The 26,053-nt window shown below is 56.6% G+C and carries 25 protein-coding genes, 2 tRNA genes and 3 rRNA genes; 16 read left to right on the forward strand and 14 right to left on the reverse strand.

Annotated features, from left to right (window positions below; all coding sequences use genetic code 11):
- The first annotated feature begins 24 nt into the window (after nt 1–24).
- Together SIB56_RS09675 and SIB56_RS09680 are read left to right on the forward strand one after the other, a co-directional pair.
- Nucleotides 25–729 (forward strand): potassium channel family protein, encoded by a 705-nt coding sequence (locus SIB56_RS09675; protein WP_413323738.1) that lies wholly within the window; start codon nt 25–27, stop codon nt 727–729.
- Nucleotides 730–737: 8 nt separating this feature from the next.
- Nucleotides 738–1,892 (forward strand): anhydro-N-acetylmuramic acid kinase, encoded by a 1,155-nt coding sequence (locus SIB56_RS09680; RefSeq protein ID WP_413323739.1) that lies wholly within the window; start codon nt 738–740, stop codon nt 1,890–1,892.
- 29 nt (nt 1,893–1,921) lie between these two features.
- On the opposite strand, the gene SIB56_RS09685 is transcribed toward SIB56_RS09680, so the two are convergent.
- Nucleotides 1,922–2,215 (reverse strand): ribbon-helix-helix domain-containing protein, encoded by a 294-nt coding sequence (locus SIB56_RS09685; protein WP_413323740.1) that lies wholly within the window; start codon nt 2,213–2,215, stop codon nt 1,922–1,924.
- Nucleotides 2,216–2,356: 141 nt separating this feature from the next.
- Here SIB56_RS09685 and SIB56_RS09690 point away from each other — a divergent pair, with 141 nt between their 5' ends.
- Nucleotides 2,357–2,671 carry a hypothetical protein gene (locus tag SIB56_RS09690; RefSeq protein WP_413323741.1) on the forward strand — a complete coding sequence of 105 codons (315 nt, stop codon included), beginning with the start codon at nt 2,357–2,359 and terminating at the stop codon, nt 2,669–2,671.
- Between the two features lie 65 nt (nt 2,672–2,736).
- Complete coding sequence (locus SIB56_RS09695; protein ID WP_413323742.1) at nt 2,737–2,964, forward strand: hypothetical protein; 228 nt, start codon at nt 2,737–2,739, stop codon at nt 2,962–2,964.
- Here the strand turns inward: SIB56_RS09695 and SIB56_RS09700 are convergent.
- Nucleotides 2,942–3,148 (reverse strand): hypothetical protein, encoded by a 207-nt coding sequence (locus tag SIB56_RS09700; RefSeq protein WP_413323743.1) that lies wholly within the window; start codon nt 3,146–3,148, stop codon nt 2,942–2,944. The two genes, SIB56_RS09695 and SIB56_RS09700, sit on opposite strands and share 23 nt — an antisense overlap.
- A gap of 41 nt (nt 3,149–3,189) precedes the next feature.
- On the opposite strand from SIB56_RS09700, the gene SIB56_RS09705 reads away from it, so the two are divergent.
- Together SIB56_RS09705 and SIB56_RS09710 are read left to right on the forward strand one after the other, a co-directional pair.
- The gene (locus SIB56_RS09705; RefSeq protein ID WP_413327292.1) at nt 3,190–4,914 is read left to right on the forward strand and encodes an ATP-binding cassette domain-containing protein; all 1,725 of its coding nucleotides are present in this window, start codon (nt 3,190–3,192) and stop codon (nt 4,912–4,914) included.
- A 115-nt stretch (nt 4,915–5,029) separates the two neighbouring features.
- On the forward strand, nt 5,030–5,221 hold the full coding sequence (locus SIB56_RS09710) for a hypothetical protein (RefSeq protein ID WP_413323744.1): 192 nt from the start codon (nt 5,030–5,032) through the stop codon (nt 5,219–5,221).
- A 7-nt stretch (nt 5,222–5,228) separates the two neighbouring features.
- On the opposite strand, the gene SIB56_RS09715 is transcribed toward SIB56_RS09710, so the two are convergent.
- Nucleotides 5,229–6,368 (reverse strand): trypsin-like peptidase domain-containing protein, encoded by a 1,140-nt coding sequence (locus tag SIB56_RS09715; protein WP_413323745.1) that lies wholly within the window; start codon nt 6,366–6,368, stop codon nt 5,229–5,231.
- Nucleotides 6,369–6,600: 232 nt separating this feature from the next.
- On the opposite strand from SIB56_RS09715, the gene SIB56_RS09720 reads away from it, so the two are divergent.
- The 8 genes from SIB56_RS09720 to SIB56_RS09755 all read left to right on the forward strand — a co-directional run bounded on the left by SIB56_RS09720 (nt 6,601) and on the right by SIB56_RS09755 (nt 12,424).
- Nucleotides 6,601–6,864, forward strand: a complete 264-nt coding sequence (locus SIB56_RS09720; RefSeq protein WP_413323746.1) for a DUF2973 domain-containing protein — start codon at nt 6,601–6,603, stop codon at nt 6,862–6,864.
- Nucleotides 6,865–6,920: 56 nt separating this feature from the next.
- Entirely contained in the window at nt 6,921–7,304 is a 384-nt protein-coding gene (locus SIB56_RS09725) for a hypothetical protein (protein ID WP_066911878.1), read from the forward strand.
- Between the two features lie 228 nt (nt 7,305–7,532).
- Nucleotides 7,533–10,070: an ATP-dependent helicase HrpB gene (hrpB, locus tag SIB56_RS09730; RefSeq protein WP_413323747.1), complete on the forward strand. Its 2,538-nt coding sequence runs from the start codon at nt 7,533–7,535 to the stop codon at nt 10,068–10,070.
- Between the two features lie 69 nt (nt 10,071–10,139).
- Nucleotides 10,140–10,283: a chlorophyll a/b-binding protein gene (locus SIB56_RS09735; protein WP_066911871.1), complete on the forward strand. Its 144-nt coding sequence runs from the start codon at nt 10,140–10,142 to the stop codon at nt 10,281–10,283.
- A gap of 115 nt (nt 10,284–10,398) precedes the next feature.
- A complete protein-coding gene (locus tag SIB56_RS09740; protein WP_413323748.1) occupies nt 10,399–10,575 on the forward strand; it encodes a hypothetical protein in 177 nt (58 codons plus the stop codon).
- Nucleotides 10,565–11,716 (forward strand): exodeoxyribonuclease VII large subunit, encoded by a 1,152-nt coding sequence (gene xseA / locus SIB56_RS09745; RefSeq protein WP_413323749.1) that lies wholly within the window; start codon nt 10,565–10,567, stop codon nt 11,714–11,716. The genes SIB56_RS09740 and xseA overlap by 11 nt, the downstream gene beginning before the upstream one ends.
- Before the next feature lie 53 nt (nt 11,717–11,769).
- Complete coding sequence (xseB, locus tag SIB56_RS09750) at nt 11,770–12,051, forward strand: exodeoxyribonuclease VII small subunit (RefSeq protein ID WP_413323750.1); 282 nt, start codon at nt 11,770–11,772, stop codon at nt 12,049–12,051.
- The gene (locus SIB56_RS09755; protein ID WP_413323751.1) at nt 12,044–12,424 is read left to right on the forward strand and encodes a DUF2834 domain-containing protein; all 381 of its coding nucleotides are present in this window, start codon (nt 12,044–12,046) and stop codon (nt 12,422–12,424) included. The genes xseB and SIB56_RS09755 overlap by 8 nt, the downstream gene beginning before the upstream one ends.
- Before the next feature lie 12 nt (nt 12,425–12,436).
- Here SIB56_RS09755 and SIB56_RS09760 read toward each other — a convergent pair whose 3' ends face one another.
- The 11 genes from SIB56_RS09760 to SIB56_RS09810 all read right to left on the reverse strand — a co-directional run bounded on the left by SIB56_RS09760 (nt 12,437) and on the right by SIB56_RS09810 (nt 24,688).
- Nucleotides 12,437–12,787: a hypothetical protein gene (locus SIB56_RS09760; protein ID WP_413323752.1), complete on the reverse strand. Its 351-nt coding sequence runs from the start codon at nt 12,785–12,787 to the stop codon at nt 12,437–12,439.
- A 46-nt stretch (nt 12,788–12,833) separates the two neighbouring features.
- On the reverse strand, nt 12,834–13,769 hold the full coding sequence (locus tag SIB56_RS09765) for a YihY/virulence factor BrkB family protein (protein WP_413323753.1): 936 nt from the start codon (nt 13,767–13,769) through the stop codon (nt 12,834–12,836).
- 104 nt (nt 13,770–13,873) lie between these two features.
- Nucleotides 13,874–13,990: ribosomal RNA gene (gene rrf, locus SIB56_RS09770) — 5S ribosomal RNA — on the reverse strand.
- A gap of 116 nt (nt 13,991–14,106) precedes the next feature.
- A 23S ribosomal RNA gene (locus tag SIB56_RS09775) occupies nt 14,107–16,972 on the reverse strand.
- Nucleotides 16,973–17,363: 391 nt separating this feature from the next.
- Nucleotides 17,364–17,436 (reverse strand) — tRNA-Ala (locus tag SIB56_RS09780).
- Nucleotides 17,437–17,445: 9 nt separating this feature from the next.
- Nucleotides 17,446–17,519 (reverse strand) — tRNA-Ile (locus SIB56_RS09785).
- Nucleotides 17,520–17,702: 183 nt separating this feature from the next.
- Nucleotides 17,703–19,187, reverse strand: a 16S ribosomal RNA gene (locus SIB56_RS09790).
- Together the 16S, 23S and 5S rRNA genes with 2 tRNA genes alongside form the textbook arrangement of a ribosomal RNA operon.
- Before the next feature lie 591 nt (nt 19,188–19,778).
- Entirely contained in the window at nt 19,779–20,582 is an 804-nt protein-coding gene (locus tag SIB56_RS09795; RefSeq protein WP_413323754.1) for an inositol monophosphatase family protein, read from the reverse strand.
- A gap of 13 nt (nt 20,583–20,595) precedes the next feature.
- Nucleotides 20,596–22,296 carry a TolC family protein gene (locus SIB56_RS09800; protein WP_413323755.1) on the reverse strand — a complete coding sequence of 567 codons (1,701 nt, stop codon included), beginning with the start codon at nt 22,294–22,296 and terminating at the stop codon, nt 20,596–20,598.
- A 66-nt stretch (nt 22,297–22,362) separates the two neighbouring features.
- Nucleotides 22,363–23,760 (reverse strand): TIGR03279 family radical SAM protein, encoded by a 1,398-nt coding sequence (locus SIB56_RS09805; RefSeq protein WP_413327295.1) that lies wholly within the window; start codon nt 23,758–23,760, stop codon nt 22,363–22,365.
- Between the two features lie 19 nt (nt 23,761–23,779).
- Nucleotides 23,780–24,688 carry an undecaprenyl-diphosphate phosphatase gene (locus SIB56_RS09810; protein WP_413323756.1) on the reverse strand — a complete coding sequence of 303 codons (909 nt, stop codon included), beginning with the start codon at nt 24,686–24,688 and terminating at the stop codon, nt 23,780–23,782.
- 95 nt (nt 24,689–24,783) lie between these two features.
- Here SIB56_RS09810 and SIB56_RS09815 point away from each other — a divergent pair, with 95 nt between their 5' ends.
- Nucleotides 24,784–25,503 (forward strand): DUF3120 domain-containing protein, encoded by a 720-nt coding sequence (locus tag SIB56_RS09815; protein WP_413323757.1) that lies wholly within the window; start codon nt 24,784–24,786, stop codon nt 25,501–25,503.
- Nucleotides 25,504–25,620: 117 nt separating this feature from the next.
- Complete coding sequence (gene psbU, locus SIB56_RS09820; protein WP_413323758.1) at nt 25,621–25,998, forward strand: photosystem II complex extrinsic protein PsbU; 378 nt, start codon at nt 25,621–25,623, stop codon at nt 25,996–25,998.
- The last annotated feature ends 55 nt before the right edge of the window (nt 25,999–26,053 follow it).

Raw genomic sequence — 26,053 nt, forward strand, 5'->3', positions numbered from 1 at the left:
CCTCGATCCTTTGGAGCTGATGCGATGAGGGACTGGTGGCACTGGTCGCCTGCTGAGGACAGCGACCCCCGCAGCTTCGGGATCGTGGGCGTGGGACGTTTCGGCAGTGCTGTTTGCCGACAGCTAATGCAGAGCGGCGCTGATGTGCTGGCCGTGGATCGTTCCTCCAAGGCGATCGAGGAACTCAGGCAGCTTGAGCCGTCGATCGAAGCGAGAGTGCTGGACTGCACCGATGAGGAATCCCTGCGGGAAGCCGGCATCCTTGACATGGACACCGTGGTGGTGGCCATCAGCGAACCGATCGAAGCCAGCATCACAGCCACTCTGATTGCCAAAGACAGCGAGGGCACTCGCGTGCGCCGGGTGATTGCAAGAGCCACCAGCGATTTGCACGAAAAGATGCTGAAGCGTGTTGGTGCGGATCGGGTGGTGTTCCCCTCCCGGATGCAGGGTGAGCGCCTTGGGCTCGAGCTGGTTCGACCCAACCTGATGGAACGACTGGAGCTCGATGAGCTCAACTCGATCGAGGAGATCAAAGTTCCAGAGCGTTTTGTGGGCCTCTCGCTGCGCGATCTGAATCTACGCAAGAACTATCGGGTGAACGTGCTGGCAGCAGGGCCAGCCGCTGACCTGATGGTCAATCCATCCGCGTCACATGTCCTCATGGAGGGCCATGTTCTGGTTGTGATGGGCTTGACGGATGACCTTCAGAATCTCCCACGCACCTGACCAGAATCATGCGCGTTCTCGGGCTGATGAGCGGCACCAGCGCCGATGGAGTGGATGCCGTTCTTGCTGAGTTCAGTGGTTCATCGAGCAGCCCACGCTGGACCCTGATTCACAGTGCTTCCGCCGCCTATCCCTCAGATCTGCGCAAGAGAATTCTGGCTATGGCCCAGGGAGAAGCTGCCACTGCAGCGGCCACTCTGGAACTGGCTGAGGCGATCACGGAACTCCAGGCAAAGGCTGCTGAAGCATGCGATCCCGATCATTCAGCCAGCCTCATCGGCTGCCATGGCCAGACGATTTGGCACAGACCGCCTGAATGCGATTCAACAGAAAGAGTGCGGCGAGGAAGCAGCTGGCAGATGCTTCAGGGTCCATTGCTGGCAAAGATCCTGCAGCGACCTGTCATCCATGATTTCCGGGCAGCGGACCTGGCACTGGGTGGGCAGGGTGCACCACTGGTGCCCATGGCGGATGCAGCTCTGATGGGAAGAATCCAAGGCTGGCGAGCGCTTCTGAACCTCGGGGGTATCGCCAACATCACCCTGATTCCGCCTTCTAGCGGTCCGGACCGGAAGCGACCGGTTCTCGGCTGGGACTGTGGTCCGGCCAACAGTCTGATCGATCTGGCGATCGAGGAATTCACCGATGGGCGGGACCGCTGCGACAGGAACGGAGCCATGGCAGCGCTGGGACAGGTGATGAGGGAGCCGCTGGCGAACTGGCTGCGAGAGCCCTATTTCCTGCGCAGAGCTCCCAAGTCGACCGGACGGGAACTGTTCGGTCGGGCCGATCTGGCGCGAAGGCTCTCAGAGCTTCAACCGGCCTGCCGCGAAGACCGGATGGCCACACTGACAGCCTTCACTGCTGCGGTTGTTGCTCAAGACCTGCAACATCTGCACAGCCTTGGCCTGCCCCTGCCGATCGAAATGGTGGTGGCGGGAGGGGGCCGTCACAACACAACCTTGATGAAGGAACTGCAGTCGCGTTGCCTCGGCCTGAGGGTGCGTCCCAGCGATGATCTGAATCTTCCCTGCGAGTCGCGCGAAGCCCTGGTTTTCGCACTGCTGGCCTGGTGGCATCACCGCAACCATCCTGGCAACGCACCCGCCATCACCGGTGCAGAACGCTCCTGCGTCCTTGGAATCCGTGCGGACCCTGCCTGAGTGATTTTCTCAGATCAGCAGGATCTGAATCAGCCCGGACGATGCAAGCGCAACCTGCGAGGGGCTCCCCGCAGTCGGCGAGGCTGCTGGGCCTCGAGCGCCGACCGCAATCGTTCTGTTGACGTTGAAGGAGAAGCCAGTGAAGACCCGGTCTGCTCAAGACGCTGAACGCCTTGCTGGATCAAGACCATGGCCATGTTGCTGACGGTTCGGCACTCCTGTTCGGCGAGCGCCGTGAGCCGCCTGCAGAGCTCCTCTGGCAACACGACCTGAATCCGTGGAGATTTCGGCTTCCCGCTGGATGAGGTTTGGCGGGTCGCCACGAACCGTGAGGCAGAGATACCTAAAAGTGTACAGAGATGCGCAAGGGTAGTATCCAGCACTATGATGCGATCACCGATTCGATCCCTGACACGCGGCTCATCACCGCAGGACTGCAAACCCACGATTCCGCCAGGACTGCCATGCCACGCACAACCAGCCAGGCTTCAAGCACTCGCCAGTCAGCACCGCGCACACGCCGACCAGCAGGTTCACGCCGTTCACGTCGTGCTGCGGAAAACAGCGATGTGCTGGTGTCCGCAGTGATCAGCTCTTACCTACTCACCCATCTGCACCATGTGCTGCAGAGGGCTGAATATGGAGCAGTTCAGGAGGGCAGGGTTTCACAGGCTGCCAACTACGCGCAGCTGCGCAAGGTGCTGTGCATGGACGCACGCAGCATGGAGGACGCCTCGGCATCAGGCCTCAAGGAGGCCGACCTTGACCAGGCAGCTTGACCGACAGCCAGGCGGTGGGCGCAGCGGAGGGCCATGGATAGGGTTTGTTGAGATGGTGGCGCCCCATGAGCAATGCAGCAGAGCTCTACGAAAAGATCGAACAGGACAGGGATCTGACCCGCGCGCTGTTTCGTCAGGCCCTGCAGAACCCGGATGGAGCCATTGAGGCCATCTGTCAGGTGGGCGAGCGCATGAACCTTCCCGTGACCAACAAGGAAGTCAAGGCATTCATCAGCAGCCTGGATGATGACCTCAGCAAGCAGTGGCTGGTCAAAGCGAGAGGTGGTCTTTGATCAGCTGGCTGGATTGGGTGGTTGAATCCTGGACAGGCTGACGATCACGGCTGCCCCCTCCACCGGCCCAGCTAAAGAACAACCAGTAACTGACCAGGGCCAAGCCTGCGGCCACCACCAAGGCGGCGACTTGCTCCAGCCTTCGCATCAACGCTGCATCTCTCTGTGAGCACAGTCTGCCCATACCTCGACACGAGATGATGGAGATTGTCCGCGTTCTCGCCGGTGCTGCGACTCGAGCACGTCAGCAAGATCTATCCCACCGGGGAAGTGCTCAGGGACGTCACCTGGGAAATCAAACCCGGTGATCGCATTGGCCTGGTGGGTGTCAACGGAGCCGGCAAGTCAACGCAGATGCGGCTGATCGCCGGCCAAGAGGAGCCGACGAGTGGCTCGGTTGTTCGCCAGGGGGAACCTCGAATCGCTTTCCTCCAGCAGGAATTCGATGTGGACCTCGACCGTTCAGTGCGGCAGGAGCTGTTTCAGGCCTTCGGGGAGGCCGCCACGGTGCTGAACCGTCAGCGCGAGGTGGAGGAAGCGATGGGCTCTGAGAAAGCTTCCGAGGATCCCGATCATCTCGACAAGCTCATTCATGAGCTGGGGCAGCTGCAGAACCGTTTCGAGGCTCTGCATGGTTACGAACTGGATGCACGCATCGACAAGCTGCTGCCCACCATCGGCTTCACTCCGGAGAGTGCAGAGTGCCTGGTCAGGGACTATTCAGGTGGATGGCAGATGCGCATCGCGCTGGGCAAGATCCTTCTTCAGGATCCGGATCTGCTGCTGCTCGACGAGCCGACGAACCACCTGGATGTGGAGACCATTCAGTGGCTTGAGGGCTACCTGCAGGAGCAAACGGCAGCACTCGTTGTGATCAGCCACGACCGCACGTTTCTCGACCGCGTCTGCAACCAGATCGTCTCCACTGAACGGGGGATCTCCAGAAGTTATCTCGGCAATTACACGGCGCATCTGGAACAGAAGCAGCTGGAGCGGGAGGCGACTCAGGCCGCCTTTGACCGTCAGCAGAAGGAGATCGCCAGCCAGCAGGCCTACATCGATCGCTTCAGGGCCAGCGCCACGCGCAGCACTCAGGCCAAGAGCCGTGAGAAACAGCTCGACAAGGTGGAACTGGTCGACGCCCCGATTGAAAGCGTTGCCGGCCCGAGTTTCCGATTCCCGCCCGCTCCCCGCTCAGGTGCCCAGGTGGCCGTGATGGAGGACCTCACCCACAGCTATGGAGATCAGATCCTTTTCCTCGGAGCGGAGCTGGAGGTGGAGCGGGGTGATCGCATCGCATTCGTGGGACCGAACGGGGCCGGCAAGTCCACGCTGCTGCGCTTGATCATGGGCATGGAGTCTCCTGACGAGGGATCGGCTCGCCTGGGTGAACACAATGTGATCGCACGGTATTTCGAGCAGAACCAGGCGGAGGCTCTTGACCTGGGCAAAACCGTGATCGACACCATGTTTGAGGCGGTGCCGGACTGGACTCAGACGCAGGTGCGCTCACTGCTGGGGAGCTTCTGCTTCAGCAATGACACCGTCTTCAAGGAGGTCGGCAAGCTCAGCGGAGGCGAAAAGGCGCGTCTTGCACTGGCCCTGATGTTGCTGACTCCCTGCAACCTCCTCGTTCTGGACGAACCCACCAATCATCTCGACATTCCTGCCAAGCAGATGCTGGAAGACGCACTCTGCGCCTACGAGGGTGCAGCCTTGCTCGTCTCCCATGACCGTTATTTCATTTCCAGAGTCGCCAACCGCATCGTCGAGCTTCGCGATGGCGAACTGATCCTCTACCGAGGCGATTACTCCTATTACGTTGAAAAAAAAGCAGAAGAACGAGAAGCTGCCGAAGCAGCACTCAGGCAAGCGGAACAGGACGCCAGACGCAAAGCCAAGCGCGAGAAGCAAAAGGAACGGGAGGCAAGACGCCGGAACGCCGCCTGAAGCATCGCCGTCCGCTGGCAAGACGAAACTTCATGAACTGTTAGGCAGGAAGACTTATTTCCCTTTACCCCCTCAGAACGTGTGCATAGGCTGACATCACTGATCCCGGCACTTGATGAGAAACACTGAAACCCAGGCCGGTGGAATCAGTGAGCTCAGCGGAGCAAGCCCCAATCAAACAGGCGACCATGAGCAGACATGGGATGCCGTTGAAACCTATTTCGAGTGCATCACCACCTGCTCCCTGGATGATGGGGAATGCATCACACGCTGCGTTGAGCAACTCAAGGATTCGGATGACTCCTGAAGGTTGATCAGGGCATTTTCAGTGCACGCATTTCAACCGGCCTGACTGTCACGGGAAGTTGCTCTCCCTGACGTTGCACGTTGAGGACCAGTGGCTGCCCCACCCCGCTGCGGTCGATGGCTGTCACCACTTCAGCGGGGTTGCGGACTGGCTTTCCGCCCACTGAAACGATGACATCGTTCACCTGGAGGCCCGCGAGAGCACCTGGCCCTCCAGGAATCACCGAGCGGACCACCGCACCCTTGGGGACAATGCCACCGGGCGTTGGCGCAGGAACCGAAGAAAGACCGATTCCGACCATGGGATGACTGGCCCTTCCCTGAGCCACCAGCTGTGAGGCGATGGTTCTCGCCCTGTTGATCGGGATGGCAAATCCAAGGCCCGCGCCGGGACCCGAGCGCACCAGGGTGTTGATCCCCACGACCTCTCCATCGGCGTTGAGCAGCGGACCTCCGGAGTTCCCTGGATTAATCGCGGCATCGGTCTGAATCAGATCTAGACGCTTGCCCTGGATGCCCAGCTGGGAAACATTCCTGTTGAGGTTGCTGACAATTCCGAGCGTCACGGTGTTCTCCAGCCCGAAAGGATTACCAACGGCGATTGCCCAGTCACCAACACGCAGCCGATCCGAATCGCCAAGGGGTGCCGTCGGCCAGAGGCCTTCTCCCTGGAGTTTCACGACCGCGAGGTCGGTCACGGAATCCTGTCCGACCACCTGACCTTGAACCCGCCTGCCATCAGGTAAACCCACCATCACACGGTCCATGTTCTCAACCACGTGTGCATTGGTCAGAACCAGACCCTGACCATCGAAGATCACACCGCTTCCCTGCCCACGTTCCACACGCGCTCTCGGAGCTGCTGAACCCTGCAGCCCAAAAAAGCGTTGAAAGAAGGGATCCATCAGCAGGCCTTGCGGCAGACCTGATCCACCGGCTGTTCTCACCGTTCGCTGCGTCTCCAGAGTGACCACCGCAGGACCGCTGCGCGCGACGGCAGCTGCCACAAAGGATTGCTTGGTTTGCCTGGCGGGAGCAGAGACCGGCGGCGCCGCATGAACACTCCGCTGCGGCGATAGCAGTTCAACAGGGGCCACAAGCGACAGTCCCATCACCAGAGGCATGACATGGCGTTGAAGCCGGATCATCGGCGCAGGGTCTATCTCGCAAGCCAAGGGTGCCAGAGCCATGAAAAGGAGCAGCGACGAACTTCGCGATTCAGACGCTAGGGAGGGGCCTCCGCCTTGAACAGTGGGGATCGCCGTTGATTCCATGACCAGATGCAACCAAAGATGCGCAAAGAAGGGGCACAACAGGGCAGGAAATAGCGATGATGGATGCAGAGAGGTTGCGTCCAAGCTCGACAACCATCGTCATCCCATGATCAGCAGTCTTTTTCCCCTGATTTACGGACTGGTCTTCCTGGCCCTGCTTTGGCAGGCCTTCCGGGTGATGGGGCGGGGGTTCAGTGCGGCCGTGCGATCTCCGGGAGAGGCTGATCCCCATGCGGATCGAACCGGGAAGGTGACCATTCATCCGGAACTGCTCGATGGGGATGGCCGACTGACCGAGGAAGACCTGCTCACCGTTCGATTTAGCGGTGAAGACGACACAGGAGATCCTGGTCTGCGTCCCGGTGAATAAGTTAGGTATGAAAGCTGCGCGGCAGCTCTACTCGGACTCGTAGGGGGAACCTCCTGGTGGATCAAAGAACACGGATTGTTGCCGCGGTGATCAAATCCGTGAAACTTCCTCCCCGCTTTCGTCTGCGTCTGCTGAAAGAGGATCCCGTCCGGCTCGAGCTCAGCCTGACTCCCGCCTACGGAAAGGATCCGATCCAGGTGGGGCTGGTGGAATCCCTCGATCTGGTTGCCCGTCGCGACCGTGAAGGGCGAATTCCCCGCGACCTTCAGGGAACCTGGGACTGGACGGTCAGACATGGACAGGTCAGCACCGGTGGTTGGAACCCCTACCTCAAGGAGGCTCTGCAGACGATGTTTGAAACTGGTCTGCCCGCAATCGTTTACGAGGAACTCACAGGAGAGGACTATCACCCTGTGGATGGGGCTCGCCACGTGCGCTGACCTTCGCAGCCCCCATGGAACTCCGCATGTAACACCGTGCTAACGGACACAGCGAAGCCTTGAAGCATCGGGCTAAAAAGTCACCATTCAGGCCTTTAAGGATTTCTTCATGGCCACGCTTAACCGCCGCGTCGCCCCGCTGGTTCGACTGCTCGCTGCCATGGGAGCTCTCACCAGTATTCTGCTGCTTGGACTGCTCAACTTCATTCGCTGACGCAATCGTCGCTGTTGGGTTCCTTCCCCATTGATGGACTGCTTCCAGATCTTTGTGCTCGTCTGAGCCGTTCAGGAGTTCTGATTCTCCAGGCGCCCCCCGGTGCAGGCAAGACCAGCAGAGTTCCTCTGGCTCTGATGGGCGAGTTGGTTGACGGAGTACAGCCTGATGGCCGGATCCTGCTCATCGAGCCGAGACGGCTTGCCGCAAAGGCCGCCGCCGCACGACTGGCTCAGTCGATCGGCGAGCCGGTCGGAGCGCGCATAGGTTATTCGGTACGCAACGAACAAAAGCGTTCAGAAGCAACGGTTGTCGAAGCAATCACCGATGGCCTGTTTCTGCGTCGTCTCCAGTCACAGCCTGACCTGCCCGGGATCGGAACGGTGATCTTCGACGAATTCCACGAGCGACGGCGTGACAGCGACGTCGCCCTCGCCCTGCTTCGCGAGGCACGACGGCTGCTGAGGCCAGAGCTGAAGCTGCTGCTGATGTCAGCAACTCTGCAGATGGAGTCGCTGGCGGCTCAGTTTGAAGGCGCTGAAACACTCACCAGCCATGGACGCGCTTTCCCTGTTGAAACGCATCACTTCCCTCCACGCGATCAGGAACCCCTCGAGTCGCATGTGCTGCGCGCTCTCGAGGAGGAGTTGACTCAGATCGAATGCAACCGTCGGATCGGCGAGAACCCTCCTGGTGTTCTCGTGTTCCTTCCCGGAGTGCGTGAGATTGAACGGTGCCGGCAGAAGCTCATCAGCGTTCAACGTCTGCAGAATTGGCAAGTGCTGACACTTCATGGTCAGCTCTCTCTCAAACTGCAGAGCGAAAGCCTGAAGCCCTGCGAAGCGAGCTGGGACGGGCGAATTGTGCTGGCGACATCCATCGCGGAAAGCTCCCTCACCCTCGACGGCATCCGCCTTGTGGTGGACGCTGGCCTGAATCGCCACACCCGTTTCGATCCAGGCACTGGGATGGAAGGGCTGGTCACCGTGCCAGCCAGCATGGCCAGCGCCGATCAGCGGCGCGGCAGAGCGGGGCGTCAGGCACCCGGCCGTTGCCTACGCCTCTGGTCAGTGGCTGATGAGCGTCGCCGTCCGGCGCAAGACCCTCCGGAGCTACAAAGGGCAGATCCCCAGCCGACAGTGCTGCATCTGGCGCAGTGGGGAGCTGGCCTGGGTGAAGAGCTCGAATGGTTGGAACCTCCTCCCAAAGCGCTGCTCCAGGAGGGGCAGCAGCAGCTGAAGCTGCTGAAGCTGCTGTCTGCTCGTGGGCAGATCACAGCCACTGGGCGGGAGGTTGCGGGCTTCGGCATGCATCCCCGGCTTGGCCTGATGTTGATCCAGGCACGTCATTGGCGATTGGAACCGCTGGCCTGCGATCTGGCGGCCTTGCTGAGCGAACGCGATATCCCTGGAGGTCGTGTTGTCGGGAGTGACATCGTCCACCGGCTGCGGCGACTGAGAACATCAGACCGAGCCAGCGACCATGTCGTCCTCTCACGCATTCGGCGGCAAAGCCTGCAGTGGCAGAAACAACTGCGGGCAGTCAAGCCAGCGGTGAAAGCAACCCCATTCAATGAGCCGGAAGAGCTTGCCATCGCGCGGCTGATCGCTTCGGCTTTCCCCGAATGGCTCGCACTGGCGAGAGCAGGACGCAGTGGCTCCTTTCTGCTGCGTCAGGGGCGTGGCGCAATGCTCCCGATGTCTGATCCCCTCAGCAGCGCCGAGGCCCTGGCCATCGCCCAGCTCGATCTGAACGAGCGTGATGCACGCATCCGCCTGGCTGTTCCGATCAGCCAGGGCTTTCTCGAAGAGATCGCTGACAAGCAGGGAGAGTGGAGCGAGCACGTGGTCTGGAGCGACAAACAGCAACGGATCCGTGCCGAGCGCATTCTCAGGCTGGGGGCCATCGAACTGCAGCGCCAGCAGCTGCCACGCCCCTCAGCTGATCTGGTGAGCCAGGCGCTGCTACAGCAGCTGCGCAATGACGGCCTCGAACGTCTTCCCTGGAACGAACGTTGCGAACAACTGCGTCGACGTCTTCAGATTGCCCACAGCCACTTCGGCGACCCCTGGCCCGATCGCTCCATTGAGGAACTGCAGAGGAATCCTGAATGCTGGATCAAAGAGGCAAGCCTCTGCTGCTGCAGCTGGCAGGATCTCGACAGCGCCGCCCTGATCGAGGCGTTATGGAGTGATCTGGCCTGGGAACTGCGCCGTGAACTGGACACCCTGCTTCCCGAGCGGCTGAAGATCCCCAGCGGCAGAGAAGCCAGAGTGACGTACAGCGAAGGCGAAGCCGTGCTGTCGGTGAAGCTTCAGGAGATGTTCGGCAGCAGCAAGGGTCCAATCCTTCTCAACGGAACACTGGCCGTGACTCTTGAACTGCTCTCGCCGGCCGGACGTCCCTTGCAGCGCACCAGGGATCTCGCAGGCTTCTGGGCAGGTAGCTACCACGATGTGCGCCGCGAGATGCGCGGCCGCTACCCGAAACACCCGTGGCCAGAATCACCAATGACGGCTTCTCCGACTAGCAAGTCGAAGAAGTTCTCGTAATGTCGCATTCACGACAGGCAACAAAACTCCACTGTTTGTTACATTGGTTGAAGTCACGGATCACGACCCATGTCTGACAACGCATCCCGCTTCGGCTTCGTCAACTTTGCTGAAACCTGGAATGGCCGTCTGGCCATGATGGGCTTCGTGATCGGCCTGGGCACCGAGCTGCTCACCGGTCAGGGAATCCTGTCCCAGATCGGCCTCGGCTGATCGCGCAATACCGCACTGAGAGCCTTCAATTCTCAGAAACCCCATCGGCATGCCGATGGGGTTTTTCCATGACGGCTTGTTTCTGCGAGAGAGTATGCCAAGTCGTTCTCTTCCCTTGCTCCCCTTCTTCGCCGGCAACCGCCGCGATGGTGCCAGGTTGCTGAGCAGTGCACTGGTGTTTCTGTCGATCGGACTGACCCAGCTCGACCACCAATGGGGGCGGATCCTCAGCGTTGTTGCAGGTGCTGTCTGCCTCTACTGGGGGTTCGCCTATCGCCGCCTTGATCGCTGACGCCATCCCCAGCTACTCCGTCAAGGAGCTCAACAATGCCGTTGGCTCCCTGCTGGAACGTGGTTTCGCGCCTCGTTTTCTGGTCCAGGGATGTGCGTCCCATCCCCAGGTCAAAAAGGGGCATCTCTGGCTCAACCTCACCGATGGGGAAGCCAGCATCACGGTGGTCTGCTGGGCATCCCGGTTGCAACAGCTGGGTTACTTGCCGGCGGATGGTGACGGCATCACCGTGGTGGGAAAACTGAATTTCTGGGCGGCACGGGCCAGTCTCGCGGTGCAGACCATCGACATCCGACCCAGCCTGTCAACCGTTGAACGGCGGTTTGAAGCAGTGAAATCCCTCCTGACAGCGGAGGGGGTGATTGATCCAGCGGCACGAAGACAGCTGCCTTCGATCCCCAGACGGATTGCCTTGCTGACGAGCGTGCCGAGTTCCGCACTGGCGGACATGCTGAGAACCGCCAGCGAGCGTTGGCCCTTGACAGAGCTGCTGATTGTGCCGGTCCCGGTGCAGGGAGCTGTTGCACCTCAGCTCTGCTCAGTGCTGGAGCAGCTCAGCAGAGCCCTGCCGGAAATCGATCTGGATGCACTTGTTCTGGCCAGGGGAGGAGGCAGCAGGGAGGACCTCATGGTTTTCGATGATGAGCAGGTGTGCCGGGCCATTGCCTGCTTCCCCTGCCCTGTGGTGACGGGGCTCGGGCACGAAGACGATCTGACCGTGGCCGACCTGGTGGCGGATCACCGAGCTGCCACTCCCACGGCTGCGATCGTGAGCCTGCTGCCCAGCAGAACAACAGCCCTGCAGACGGTTCGTCAGCAGCGCCAGCAACTCGGACAACAACAGCGCTGGCGTTTGAAGCGGGAGATGGAGCGGCTGCTGCAACGACGTCAGGCACTGAAAGATGTGCACCCACGGACTGTTCTGCAGCAAAGCCGACTGCAACTGGACCAAAGGCGACAGCTGCTCAAAGCCCTTGCACCGGACCGCTGGCTGAGCCGAGGTTTCGCCAAAGTGACTCGCGCAGACGGAACGTTGCTGCAGTCATCAACTGAAGCCAATCGCAGCGATGCTCTGGTGATTCATGTTCGCGATGGAACGATCGATGTGACGGTCCAATCCGTGCAGCCCAACAGTGAATAACGTCCGCCTCTCCTAGACAAGCCAGACGACCACCAGCTCTTCACCTTCCTTCCATGCCGAAGAAATCCAAACCGGTCGAGAACGATCCAAAGGCAACCTGGCAAAACGATGCCGAAACGCTCAACTATGAGGAGGCCCTTCAGGCTCTCGACCTTTTGCTAGCGAAGCTTCAGGACGAATCCCTGCCGTTGTCGGAACTTCAAAGCAGTCATCAGCGGGCTGAGATTTTTCTGAGTCGATGTGAACGACTGCTCAGTGAAACTGAACAGAATGTTCTTCAACTCGATCCCGAGACCTTGACCACCGAAACGTTTGAACAGCGGAACGATGCGTAACGTTCTGATCTGGGTTTATTTGATTCTGGGCCTGCTGGGTGCCGTTCTGCCCTGGCAGGCCAATCTGGAATTCATGCAGGCGGCATCAGGCTCAGGATTTGACCTGGCCGGATTCATCAAGGATGCCAATCTCAACGCAGCATCACGATCCCTGAGTCGTGATCTGATCATCGGCGCCGCTGCATTCACCATCTGGATCGCCACTGAAGGACGCCGTTTGCAGGTCAGAGGCTGGTGGATCACCCTGGTGTTGTGCGTCGGCGTGTCGTTCGCCTGCGGGGGGCCCGTGTTTTTGCATCTGCGTGAACGTCGGCTGCTGCAACTCGAGAACGAGGAAGCACCGAACGATCAAAACGCAAGTGCAACCAGTTGATAGCTCACAAAATCAGTTGTCAACATCCTCTGCAGTGACATCGATGGTCACTGAACTTGCAGGTGCTGAGTCAAATTCAATCGGAGAGCTTGACGAGGGAGAAACATCGGTCTTCGAGAAAGCAGAACCGCAAACGGCACAGACGGGACCGGACTGCAATGAGGCTGAACCACAGGTGGGACAGACCTGCATTCGACTCTGCAGAACCTTCCAGCCAATCCAGCCCAGGCCACCGAGAATCAGAGGAAGCGCCAGCAGAACCAGTGCAACTCCGCCGACCACATCAATCAGGGCTTTGCCTACAGGAGTCGGCAGCAACAACAGAAGTCCGATGAGCCAGACCAGAGGAGGCACTCGACCCATATCAACTGAAATGCGTTGAAGAAAGCACCATGATCACTGATTGCTGTCAGTTCTGAACACACTCATAGCGAAGATCACCGCCTTTCTTCATACGCATATTGGCCAGCTCAACACTCCAACATTGTCCGAAATAAATCACAACTCCCACCATCCACACCCACAATGTGAGCACTAGAACCCCTCCAATCACTCCGTAGGCCTGGAATCGTGATCCCAGTGAAAAAATACTTCGACTGACAGCGAGATTGAGAAGTGTCAACAGAAAACCAATCAGCATCGAGCCTGGTATCAAGGGTAGAAAGGGAACTTTTCGACTGGGAAGCAAGAACTGCAACAACAACGCCATTGCCGAAAAACCCAGCATCGAAATCAATAAACGCCCGAATTGCAGAACAGGAAATTCAGGAAACACCTCAGCAAGCCATGGCAATGAACTGGCAAGTTCATCAACGAATGCCGTGGGAATCATTCGGAGATTGGCGCTGATTTGATCAACGAAGATCAGCAGACCGATCAGAATCACAACCAGAAAGGCCTCAATTCTGACCCGTACAAAGCGGTAAGCCTGGGCTCCAAATGGCATGGAATCCGGCAATGGCTGCAACACTTCGCGCCACAATCGATCAGCTCCCCGCTGCAGCGTGAGATAAACATTTCCAGCCGTCACGAGCAGAACAGCTGCTCCTAAAAGGCCCGCACCAAAACCCTGCGACACAAGCTGCTCAAGAGTCTGCCTGACAATTTCGATCGCTGGAGGCGGCAAAACACCACTCGCGTAGATCAGAATTTGTTGATCAAGATTTTGCTGTCGCCCAAGCAGCCAGGAAGCGAGAGACAACGAAATCAGGAGAATCGGAAAGATTGACTGAAGCGTGTAATAGGCAAAAGCAGCACTGAGGTCAACACAATCAGAAGACGCCCATCGCAAATAAGCCCTCCACAGAGAGCGGCAAATTTGACGAATCGACAGCCTTGATGCCATGAATTCTGTCAAAGTTATGAATCCAAACTAGCGCGTCAGGGCACAAAAAAAGCCACCCCTCAAGGGTGGCTTTCTTCGCATCACGTGCGTGATAAAAATGTTTTACCTGGCATCGAGCTATTTTCTCAGGGGGCTACCCCCCAAATATCGTCGCCGCTGCTGCGTTTCACAACCGAGTTCGAGATGGATCGGAGTGGTTCCACAACGCCATGGACACCAGGATAGAAAACATTCCCAAGGTTGAACCCTGAGAACTGCATAGGACATCATCAACAACTCTCGTCATTGATCATGTGTCTGAAATGAATAAAACGTCGCCTCAGGCAAGAACCGAATCATGGTCAAGCCCTCGGTCTATTAGTACTCCTCCGCTGCATCCATTACTGGACTTCGACGTAGAGCCTATCAACGGGTGTTCTTCCCGTGACCTTACTGGGTTACCCCATGGGAATACTCATCTTGAGGTGGGCTTCCCACTTAGATGCTTTCAGCGGTTATCCACTCCGCACATGGCTACCCAGCGTTTACCGTTGGCACGATAACTGGTACACCAGAGGTGCGTTCCTCCCGGTCCTCTCGTACTAGGGAGAAATCCTCTCAATATTCCTACGCATACACCGGATATGGACCGAACTGTCTCACGACGTTCTGAACCCAGCTCGCGTACCGCTTTAATGGGCGAACAGCCCAACCCTTGGGACCGACTTCAGCCCCAGGTTGCGATGAGCCGACATCGAGGTGCCAAACCTCCCCGTCGATGTGAACTCTTGGGGGAGATCAGCCTGTTATCCCTAGAGTAACTTTTATCCGTTGAGCGACGGCCCTTCCACTCAGAACCGTCGGATCACTAAAACCGACTTTCGTCCCTGTTCGACTTGTAGGTCTCACAGTCAAGCTTCCTTCTGCTTTTGCACTCGTCAGCTGATTTCCAACCAGCCTGAGGAAACCTTTGTGCGCCTCCGTTACCTTTTAGGAGGCGACCGCCCCAGTCAAACTGCCCACCTGATACTGTCCGCTCCCCGGATAACGGGTGAACGTTAGAACCCTAGCTCTGAAAGAGTGGTATCTCACCATTGACTCCCTCGTACCCACGAGCACGAGATCAACGTCTCCCACCTATCCTGCGCATTCAGAGCCCGGGCACAATACCAAGCTACAGTAAAGCTTCATAGGGTCTTTCTGTCCGGGTGTATGTAGTCCGCATCTTCACAGACAATTCTATTTCGCCGAGCCTCTCTCCGAGACAGCGCCCTGATCGTTACGCCTTTCGTGCGGGTCGGAACTTACCCGACAAGGAATTTCGCTACCTTAGGACCGTTATAGTTACGGCCGCCGTTCACCGGGGCTTCAGTCGCCAGCTTCGCTTACGCTGACCGGCTTCCTTAACCTTCCGGCACTGGGCAGGCGTCAGCCCCCATACATCGTCTTGCGACTTAGCGGAGACCTGTGTTTTTGGTAAACAGTCGCCAGGGCCTTTTCACTGCGACCACCTTGCGGTGGCACCCCTTCTCCCGAAGTTACGGGGCTAATTTGCCGAGTTCCTTAGAGAGAGTTAACTCGCGCACCTCGGTATTCTCTACCACCCCACCTGTGTCGGTTTCGGGTACTGGCAGTTATGCCTTAACGGGTATAGAGCTTTTCTTGGAAGCATGACATCACCAACTTCGCTGCCGTAGCAGCTCGTACTCACGCCTCAGCTCGGAACGTTTTCGCCGCTCCTCATAGCCTCGAACGCTTGAACCAGTAACCAACATCTGGCTTGGCTAGCCTTCTCCGTCCCTCTTCCCAAAACATAACCGGTACAGGAATGTTGACCTGTTATCCATCGACTACGCCTTTCGGCCTGACCTTAGGACCAGACTAACCCTCCGCGGACGAGCCTGCCGGAGGAACCCTTAGGGTTTCGGTGCATGGGATTCTCACCCATGTTTTCGCTACTCAAGCCGACATTCTCACTTCTATGCAGTCCACGCCCGCTCACGCTAACGCTTCGCCCCACATAGAACGCTCCCCTACCATAAATCCGCAGCTTCGGTACAACGCTTAGCCCCGTTCATTTTCGGCGCAGGATCGCTCGACCAGTGAGCTATTACGCACTCCTTTGAGGATGGCTGCTTCTAGGCAAACCTCCTGGTTGTCTGGGCAATCCCACCTCCTTTATCACTTAGCGTTGATTTGGGGACCTTAGCTGGCGGTCTGGGCTGTTTCCCTCTCGACCATGGAGCTTATCCCCCACAGTCTGACTGCCTCGCTACACACAGGGTATTCAGAGTTCATCTCGATTTGGTACCGCTCTCGCAGCCCGCACCGAAATGGTGGCTTTACCCCCCTGCTGGAGCACGAGACGCTACGCCTCAACGTATTTCGGGGAGAACCAGCTAGCTCCGGGTTCGATTGGCATTTCACCGCTAACCACAGCTCATCCAGTGACTTTTCAACGTCAGTTGGTTGGGACCTCCACTTGGTATCACCCAAGCTTCATCCTGGCCATGGTTAGATCACCCGGGTTCGGGTCTATAAACACTGACAAACGCCCTATTCAGACTCGCTTTCGCTGTGGCTCCACCATTTCCGGTTTAACCCGCCAGTGCCTATAAGTCGCCGGCTCATTCTTCAACAGGCACACGGTCACCCGATTAGTCGGGCTCCCATTGCTTGTAAGCTCACGGTTTCATGTTCTATTTCACTCCCCTCCCGGGGTTCTTTTCACCTTTCCCTCGCGGTACTGTTTCGCTATCGGTCACACAGGAGTACTTAGCCTTACGAGGTGGTCCTCGCAGATTCACACGGAATTTCACGTGCTCCGTGCTACTCGGGATACAGCTAGGTCAGTTCAGTTTTCGTGTACGGGGCTTTCACCCTCTGTGGCGTGTCATTCAAACACTTCCACTAACATCCCTTTTCCACATTGCTGTCCCACAACCCCGACGGTCGAAACCATCGGTTTAGGCTCTTCCCCGTTCGCTCGCCGCTACTTAGGGAGTCGTTTTTACTTTCCTTTCCTCCAGCTACTAAGATGTTTCAGTTCGCTGGGTTGGCTCGTGCCAGCCTATGGATTCAGCTGGCCGTTCTAGGGGTTGCCCCATTCGGAAATTCCCGGATCAAAGCGTGTTTCCAGCTCCCCGAGACTTATCGCAGGTAACCACGTCCTTCATCGCCTCTGTGTGCCAAGGTATCCACCGTGAGCCCTTTGTAGCTTGACCATTAATCTCCAAAACGCTTGCTGTTGTTGAAACAGATTCTGATTCATTCAAAATTGAATGAATCATCAAACTCTCCATTGCTCGACACAATTGAAAGAACGTTATGGAGTCTCGGCTCTTGCTCAAGAATTGACATCATTCCATTTAAGAATGATGCATCCATGAGAGATGCTTTATTCTTACAGACTTTTCCTATGCAGTTGTCAAGGTTCTGCTAGACATCAAACTGATTATTCAGTTCGAGCCCAGCATCTTATCAACCAAAAATTGTGATTTCTCACATTTTTTCGGAATGACAGGAAGCTGGGATCATGCCAGCGGACACATCTAAATCACATCACCTTCGAGTTCATCTTCCATCATTCAGAAGATGGAGATTGAGTTCGATCAGTGGAGGTTAGGAGACTCGAACTCCTGACATCCTGCTTGCAAAGCAGGCGCTCTACCAACTGAGCTAAACCCCCAACACCGAATGGGCCATCCTGGACTTGAACCAGGGACCTCACCCTTATCAGGGGTGCGCTCTAACCACCTGAGCTAATGGCCCAGGAAGACTCAACCCTTGTGGGATGTGACCTAGACAAAGTTTAGGAACTGAAAATTTCCATCAAGCAATCCACATTGCTATGTATTCTTGATTTCAAAGTTGAGGTACCGATCGACCTAAGGTGACAGGATTTCGGCCTAAGAATTAAGTACTCAGGCATCAAAATCATTGTTTGTCTCCCTGTTAGGAGGTGATCCAGCCGCACCTTCCGGTACGGCTACCTTGTTACGACTTCACCCCAGTCATCAGCCCCACCTTCGACGTCCTCCTCCACAAGGGTTGGAGTAACGGCTTCGGGCGTGGCCAACTTCCATGGTGTGACGGGCGGTGTGTACAAGGCCCGGGAACGTATTCACCGCAGTATGCTGACCTGCGATTACTAGCGATTCCTCCTTCACGTAGGCGAGTTGCAGCCTACGATCTGAACTGAGCCACGGTTTATGAGATTTGCTTGTCCTCGCGAACTTGCTGCTCTTTGTCCGTAGCATTGTAGTACGTGTGTAGCCCAGGATGTAAGGGGCATGATGACTTGACGTCATCCACACCTTCCTCCGGTTTATCACCGGCGGTCTCTCTAGAGTGCCCAACTGAATGCTGGCAACTAAAGACGTGGGTTGCGCTCGTTGCGGGACTTAACCCAACATCTCACGACACGAGCTGACGACAGCCATGCACCACCTGTCACTGCGTTCCCGAGGGCACTCTCTCGTTTCCAAGAGATTCGCAGGATGTCAAACCCTGGTAAGGTTCTTCGCGTTGCATCGAATTAAACCACATACTCCACCGCTTGTGCGGGCCCCCGTCAATTCCTTTGAGTTTCACACTTGCGTGCGTACTCCCCAGGCGGAACACTTAACGCGTTGGCTACGACACCGAGGGGGTCGATTCCCCCGACACCTAGTGTTCATCGTTTACGGCCAGGACTACAGGGGTATCTAATCCCTTTCGCTCCCCTGGCTTTCGTCCATGAGCGTCAGTTATGGCCCAGCAGAGCGCCTTCGCCACTGGTGTTCTTCCCGATATCTACGCATTTCACCGCTACACCGGGAATTCCCTCTGCCCCTACCACACTCAAGCCCAACAGTTTCCACTGCCATGATGGAGTTAAGCTCCACGTTTTAACAGCAGACTTGAAAGGCCGCCTGCGGACGCTTTACGCCCAATAATTCCGGATAACGCTTGCCACTCCCGTATTACCGCGGCTGCTGGCACGGAATTAGCCGTGGCTTATTCCTCAAGTACCGTCAGATCTTCTTCCTTGAGAAAAGAGGTTTACAGCCCAGAGGCCTTCATCCCTCACGCGGCGTTGCTCCGTCAGGCTTTCGCCCATTGCGGAAAATTCCCCACTGCTGCCTCCCGTAGGAGTCTGGGCCGTGTCTCAGTCCCAGTGTGGCTGATCATCCTCTCAGACCAGCTACTGATCGATGCCTTGGTGAGCTCTTACCTCACCAACTAGCTAATCAGACGCGGGCTCATCCTCAGGCGAAATTCATTTCACCTCTCGGCATATGGGGTATTAGCGGCCGTTTCCAGCCGTTATCCCCCTCCTGAGGGCAGATTCCCACGCGTTACTCACCCGTCCGCCACTAACCCGAAGGTTCGTTCGACTTGCATGTGTTAAGCACGCCGCCAGCGTTCATCCTGAGCCAGGATCAAACTCTCCGTTGTAGATCAAGTCCTCTCGGAAACTTTCATTTCCTCAACCTGATTTGCTTTACCCACTCTTCAGCACTGGCGCACTGATCGCAGTTAAAACCACCTTCCTCTGACAGAAGGGTTCTTAAGAGTGCACTTGGAATCTCTTCTTCGTGACTTTCCAGGATCTCAGATCCGGTTGTTGCTCCACAACGCGCACACCGACAAACTCAAAAGCTCGTGAAAACTTTCAACCTTGTAAGCACGTTGCTTCTCTGCAACTAAAAAATTGTTGACGGGACCTCACACTTACATCGCATTTTCATCAAACTCCAACAATCAAACCTCTCGGTTCAATCATCAGAACCTGACGCGATGAAAGCGTCAGTTCCTAAACTTTTCGATTGTCCAGGTTCTGCCGTCGCGTTCCCTCTCAGAAACGGTTGGCCGTGCGGCCTCGCGGCCGCTTGTGAAACTTACAACACCGTGGGATCTCTCCCTCTCGGCCTCGTAAGCACCCCCAAACACTACAAGCTCGCGCTCTTCATGCTCAGAAGCTGCGCCTCAGGCTTCCGCCTTCCGCGCAGTCCAAAAACATAGCTCACCATCAACCCACAACGCAACTCAACGAAGCAATAAAGACTCTCCCCAGGGCTTGAGTCGCTCGAGCTCAGCCGGTGAACTAGCTGCCAGCACAGGGAAACTGACATCGCTGAGATCCTGCCCGGGCGTGAGTGCCGCTGGATCCTGATCAAGCCAGTGCACGGAACAGCTCAGTTCGCTCAGAACCAGCCATGCTGCAGCGAGATCCCAGATCTTGGGCGTAGCTTCCAATGCTGCAACGGTCTGCCCCATCGCCACGCTCACGAGATTGAGACTGGCAACACCCAGCAAACGAATTTTTCCCGGGAAAGGCTCCTGGTGACGACGCTGCAACACCCGGATCGCACGACTGCAAAGCGACACACAGGCACTTCCAGCCTGCAGACGGGTCTCCAATGAAAGACGTTTGCCGTTACGCCAGGCACCTTGACCACGGATCGCCACAATCCTCTGACGAAGCGAGGGAATCTCCAGGAAAGCCTCAGCCGGCTGACCATCGACGAAGCGGGCCACGGAAATGGCCCAGTAGGGAATTCCAGCCGCGAAGTTGGTGGTTCCATCGAGAGGATCAACAACCCAGTACGCCGAAGAGGAAGGGCAGCACTTCTCACCCTCTTCACTGAGTGTGAACTCTCCAGGGGCCAGCTCAGCCAAGCCTTTCACCAGCGCAACATCACTCCAGCGATCACAGGAGGTGATCAGAGATCCATCGGCCTTGACATCCGAGACGATATTGCCAAAGTCCTGCCTTTGCCGATCGGCAACTCTGTCGAGCAGTTGATGAACCGCGAGCAACTGCTGTGAGCTGAGAAGACTTGAAGTCAACGTCGCGCCGTCATCAAGATCCCAGCAAGGAGGCTTGGCAAGCTGGGATGTTTGGAGAAGGCTCAATGAGAACATCCTCTGAAGGGGCTGGCTGAGCTTTCTCAGCAGGCAAATCCAAAGCGGGACAGGAGGTCACTTCGTCGAGTCCCGTGCGTCTTCTTAATTCGGCAATACTGATGTTGTAATCAGCAATTGCCGTGACATAACGAAGCTGGGCACGTGTCAGATCTCTTTGGTTCTCGACTACTTCTCTTTGAGTGGTCACGCCTGCCTGAAATCGAAGTCGTGCAAGACGTAAAGCTTCCCTTTGGGAAAGAATTTCACGGGAAGTAGTGCGAATTTTCTGCTGGTTGGCGCGAAGGTTGTAAAAGCCCTCCTCAACCTGAAAACGGATTGCTCCACGCTCATTAGCGAATTTATAAGCACTCTCTTCAGCTCGCTGCTTGCTCTTCCGATACTCAGCACGAGCTCGGCCACCATCAAAAATATTCCAACTTGCTGAAAGTCCCACAGTATTGTCGACACTCCAACCGTTTGAATCTCTGTTGATTGAATTTTGAAGTTGCTGTCTATCAAAACGCTGAGTATTGAAATTATTGAAAATGCTAAGAACTGGCTGTACACCAGCTAGAGCAGCGTTGGCGTTGCTGTTATTTATTGATATATCGAGGATGAACTGATCAAGTTCTTCGCGGAATGCGTAAGCGGCAATAATACTTTCCTGCAAGGATGGATTCCATGAACCAATGATTCTTGAAGGTGAGGCTGCAGTCGGGGTGACATCCTGCGGGATATCAGTAATTTTTGCTAAGTCACGACGAGCTTTGTCTTGCTCACTCAGATTAGTGGTCAAAATATCCTGGTCACGGGCAAGCTGAGTTTCAGCTTCCAGCACTTCCAACTTCGTGGCAACACCGGCTTGATACCGGGCCCGTGCATCTCGGAGGCTGATCAATGATGAAACCACTGACTGTTTACCAACATTCACTGATTCATCGAACCTCTGGAGATTGAAGTAAGCAGTGGCAACTGTAAGGCGAAGATCTCTCAACGCGATAAGATAAGAATCTCGAGCCCTTTCGAAGTTATCCCGAGCTGCTGCAATCTCTGGGACTCGTACTGGATCAATTAAATTCCACCGCAACTGCGCAGAAAAGTTGGCTGAAGAAACTTGAGATGTTCTCTCAGCATCCGAGGTTCTTTGACTGTCCAACGTTCTCTGACTTGCGTCCTGCTGGGAATTGTTCAGAGAGTTCTGCAATCCGATGGCATCCGAACCAAAAGTACGATTTTCAGACGACAAATATTGCGGAAGACCATTGGCCCTAAGATCGAGGGTGGGGTACCAACGGGAAATAGAAGCTCGCAAACTCGACTTCGCCTGCTGCACCTGAAGAGCGACGGCCTTCAGGTTTGGATTGTTAACTTCTGCCAGCTGTTCAGCTTCAGCAAGAGTGATCGGTCGCAGCTCACGGATGCGAACCTGGTCGGGCTTGTTGGGCAGAGCCAAGCTGGGAGGTGAGCTCAACGAGTCGATCGACTCGGGCAATGTTGTTGCAGGTGCAGCAAGAACGGAGGGATCTGCCTGCGGCCTAGGTCCTTTTAGTTCAGTGGCGGTGGGCAGGGTTTGTTGATCGATCAGGGCCGAGCCATCATCTGAAGAGACTTCCGCTGAATCCTGAGCGAAAACAGTTCCGACGACGTCAAAGGGCAATAAGCCTGCAATCAGTAAGAGGCTTGCAGCGGTCCGACGCACATCAAATTCTGAGCTTGGTGGAGCTTAGGTGGTTTTTTGTGAATCTCCGAGCACTGCAGCCACGATGTCAGCTGCTCCATGCACGATTCGGATCGGCACAGGGATTTGCGCCTGGACTTGATCGAGTGTCATGTCATCGAGAAAGACAGGCTGCCCCTGACGCAACATCACTGATGGCAGCAGCAACTGATCACCCAGGTCCTGATCCTTGAGACCATCCAGCAGATCCTGACCGGTGAGCAGGCCTGTGACCACCTGATCCTGCCCCCAGTAAGGACTGGGAAGACCATGCATCTCAAGAGTGACGCCGCCGATCCGGTTGAGGCGCTCGGTCACAGTCTCCAGAGCCCTGTCCACGAGACGGCCCACAACCCAGCTGCTGCAGATCGGCCGATCAACACTTTGCGGAAGTGAAGCCGTGGCATCGTCAAGCGCTTCAAGAAATGCACGAATTGTTCCGACACCATTTTCCTGTTGAGGGAGATCCTCGTAGCTGCCGCGAGGTGGCAATGCACGTCCGGCGATCAGGTACCACTCATCCGACAACCAGACAAATCGACTGCCGAAGCGCGCCTGAAACTCACTCTGGAGTGGTTCAACCGCATCAATCACCCGCTCAGCATCCTCAGGAGTGACCGCTCGCAATCCATCACCAGGAGGTCGGAAACGCGTCAGGCCCACGGGTACAACAGCAGCTGACAGCACAGCAGGCCACTCAACACCTGTGAATCCGGCAAGATCCCGAAGAGTGTTCAGCAGTGCGTCGCCATCGTTGAGTCCTGGACACACCACGACCTGCGCATGGATCTGGAGATCCCTTTGAGCGAACCACTTCAGCTGCTCCATCAGCCTTCCTGCTTTTGGATTCTCCAGAAGAGTTGATCGCAGATCAGGATCGGTCGCATGAACCGAGACGAACAGCGGTGTCAGCCGTTGCTGCTCAATCCGCTCCCAGTCGGCATCACTGAGGTTGGTGAGTGTGAGATAGGAGCCGTAGAGAAAACTGAGTCGATAGTCATCATCCTTGAGGTAAAGACTGTCGCGGTGACCGGGTGGCTGCTGATCAATGAAACAGAAGGGGCAGCGGTTGGTGCACTGGCGAAGACCATCAAACAGAGCTTCCGTGAAAGCAAGACCAAGTCCGTCATCGGCATCTTTTTCCAGCTCCACGCAATGCAGCTGACCAGCGCTGTCACGAACTTCGAGAGTCAGCTCTTCATCAACGATGAGATATCTGTAATCGATGAGATCGCGAGGACGCACACCATTGATGCTCAGCAGTTGATCCCCGGGCTCGAATCCCAGTTCCTCTCCGATTGAACCTGCCTCCACGGAAGCCACCACCGCAGGCTCTGGCTGTCGAGAAGAACTCGCGGGGTCCAGAGCCGTGACAGCAACCCCTGCAGAGGGCTCATTCCACACAGCGAGCAGGCGACTGTTATCAGTTTGAGCCTGCGCCTGACCACCAAACCAGCAGCGATACGCCAAACAGGAGTCGGTAGATCACAAAAATCCAGGTGCTATGGCGTTGCAGATACTTCAGCAGCCAGTCGATCGCCAGCCAGGAGACCACTGCCGCGGAAAGAATTCCAATCAACAGCGGAAGCGCTCCTCCGGGGCTGGGCTGGCTGAAGGCGTCTTTCAGTTGCAAGAGCCCTGCCAAGGTGATGGCTGGAATACCCAGCAGAAAGGAGAAGCGAGCCGCATCCGGTCGCTTCCAACCGTCGAACAACGATGCGGTGAGCGTGCTTCCAGACCGGGAAACTCCTGGAATCAGAGCGAGCACCTGAGCGAGACCGACCACAAGACCATCACGGCCCTGAACCTGATCAAGCCGTTTGAGACGCGGGCCCAGCTGCTCGGCCAAGGCCAGAAGCAGCGCCATCACGATCGACACAACCGCAATCACCGGTTCGCTGCGCAGCGGAGATGTCTCGTAACCCGGCCAGAACAGTTTGATCCCAAGCCCCACCATGAGGATCGGCGCCGTGCCGATGGCCATTGCGATCCCCAGACGCGCCTCGGGTTCTCGCCACTGACCTCTCCTGAGAGCACCGCTGATTCCCCTCCAAACCCCCATGAGGTCGTCGCGGAAGTAGCCGATGACCGCAACGATGCTTCCCAGCTGGATCACAGCGGTGGCTGACACTCCGGGGTCCTCCCAACCGGCGAGAGCGGGCACCACCTTCAGATGGGCTGTGCTGCTGATGGGCAGAAACTCAGTTAGTCCCTGCACAACACCCAACACGACATTTCGCCAGATGGCCTCGAAAAGCCCGGGATCCGACACTTCTGACTTCCTGAACGGAGGTTCCAGGACGCTATCGCTGGATCCAACGTCCAATGACATCAGCGACCTCACAAAAGCCCTCAACCAGGCGCAAATCTTCTAATGTTTCAGTCCTTTCTTCGAATTTGGGCGGGGTTGGATCGTTGTTCAGTGGGTTGATACGCAACCAAGTCTTCGCTGAGCCGGTCCAGCCGTTCGCCCTGGGACGTTTCAGTCTGCCCTTCTGGGCATCGGCACTTGTCGTGCTGCCGGTTTTCGTACAGGCTCCCTGGGTTCGCATTCAGCCGTTCACCTCCTGCCTGTTCGGCCTAGTGCTCCTGGGTGTGGGAGTGATCACCAATGCGATCGCACCCAGAAGAGGACAGGACTTCGGGGCACTGCTGGTCGGATTCAGCGGCAGCTGGTTGGCCGGCAGCCTCTTCTGGGGATGGTTAGCAAGTCATCCACTGCTGCATGTTCCTGTGGAGGCCTTCGCATTGCCTCTGGCGGTTACAGGCCTGCAGACGCGCTGGCGTCTCGGATGTGCCTTTTATCTCGCCTCACTCCTGGGAACGGCCTTCACGGATCTGGCCATGGCACTCACCGGAGTGATGACCCTTTGGCCTGCGGTGATTGCAGCGTCGCCTGGAGAAGCCTCAATTTTGCTTCAGGACGCAGCAGCCTTTGTGCTCAAACCAAGCTCACTGCTGATGGTGGGATCGATGGGTGTCGTCATACTTCAGCTTGTTCAGTACTGCCGACGCCGCAGCAACCTGACAGCTCCTGCTGACAAAGCCTGGAGTGTCGCCGCAGCGGTGCTGTTCACAACACTTCTGATCGATGGCTTGTTTCTTTCTCTTTCATTGCTCGCTCCGGAGATGAGTGGACTGGTCTGAAACGAACTGCAAATAACTGCTGAGCATCCCAATGGTTTGAGGCAACGGCACTTGTATCGTTTGCAAACCGGCATCGCCGGTAATCATCCCGTTCCGATCCTCAAGACGGAGAGTTCCATGAAGCGTCTGCTGTCCTGGCTGACAGGCATTCTTGTGATGGCAGGCCTGCTGATGGGCTTGTTACTACCTGCGAGCGTTCAAGCTGCTGACATCCGCAATGTGGCCGACGACAAGATCGCTGAGCGCGGCGAAAAGGTGGATCTCAACAACTCCTCCGTGCGTCGTTTTCAGCAATTCCCTGGCATGTACCCAACCCTTGCCGGCAAGATTGTGCTGGGTGGGCCATACGAGAGCGTTGAAGACGTTCTTGCTCTCGATCTCACTGATCGTCAGAAGGAACTCTTCGAGAAATATCGCGATAATTTCATGGTGACGGAGCCTTCGATTGCTCTGAACGAAGGCTTCGATCGAATCAATGATGGGCAATACCGCTGAGGTGACTCTCTGAGAAAGAAGGTCGCCTTTGACTGGACTGCGCTAAAACCGCCGC

Origin of the sequence: Synechococcus sp. MIT S9503, assembly GCF_047304175.1 — a bacterium.
In the GTDB taxonomy this organism is placed as follows: Bacteria; Cyanobacteriota; Cyanobacteriia; order PCC-6307; family Cyanobiaceae; genus Synechococcus_C.

Bases quoted from the DNA above. Each gene is read 5' to 3' on its own strand.
- SIB56_RS09760 (WP_413323752.1), bottom strand. From the start codon at position 12,787: ATGGGTCGAGTGCCTCCTCTGGTCTGGCTCATCGGACTTCTGTTGTTG.
- SIB56_RS09710 (WP_413323744.1), top strand. From the start codon at position 5,030: ATGAGAAACACTGAAACCCAGGCCGGTGGAATCAGTGAGCTCAGCGGA.
- SIB56_RS09765 (WP_413323753.1), bottom strand. From the start codon at position 13,769: ATGGCATCAAGGCTGTCGATTCGTCAAATTTGCCGCTCTCTGTGGAGG.
- xseB (WP_413323750.1), top strand. From the start codon at position 11,770: ATGCCGAAGAAATCCAAACCGGTCGAGAACGATCCAAAGGCAACCTGG.
- SIB56_RS09695 (WP_413323742.1), top strand. From the start codon at position 2,737: ATGAGCAATGCAGCAGAGCTCTACGAAAAGATCGAACAGGACAGGGAT.
- SIB56_RS09680 (WP_413323739.1), top strand. From the start codon at position 738: ATGCGCGTTCTCGGGCTGATGAGCGGCACCAGCGCCGATGGAGTGGAT.
- SIB56_RS09690 (WP_413323741.1), top strand. From the start codon at position 2,357: ATGCCACGCACAACCAGCCAGGCTTCAAGCACTCGCCAGTCAGCACCG.
- SIB56_RS09755 (WP_413323751.1), top strand. From the start codon at position 12,044: ATGCGTAACGTTCTGATCTGGGTTTATTTGATTCTGGGCCTGCTGGGT.
- SIB56_RS09675 (WP_413323738.1), top strand. From the start codon at position 25: ATGAGGGACTGGTGGCACTGGTCGCCTGCTGAGGACAGCGACCCCCGC.
- SIB56_RS09735 (WP_066911871.1), top strand. From the start codon at position 10,140: ATGTCTGACAACGCATCCCGCTTCGGCTTCGTCAACTTTGCTGAAACC.
- SIB56_RS09715 (WP_413323745.1), bottom strand. From the start codon at position 6,368: ATGATCCGGCTTCAACGCCATGTCATGCCTCTGGTGATGGGACTGTCG.
- SIB56_RS09810 (WP_413323756.1), bottom strand. From the start codon at position 24,688: ATGTCATTGGACGTTGGATCCAGCGATAGCGTCCTGGAACCTCCGTTC.
- SIB56_RS09720 (WP_413323746.1), top strand. From the start codon at position 6,601: ATGATCAGCAGTCTTTTTCCCCTGATTTACGGACTGGTCTTCCTGGCC.
- psbU (WP_413323758.1), top strand. From the start codon at position 25,621: ATGAAGCGTCTGCTGTCCTGGCTGACAGGCATTCTTGTGATGGCAGGC.
- SIB56_RS09700 (WP_413323743.1), bottom strand. From the start codon at position 3,148: ATGGGCAGACTGTGCTCACAGAGAGATGCAGCGTTGATGCGAAGGCTG.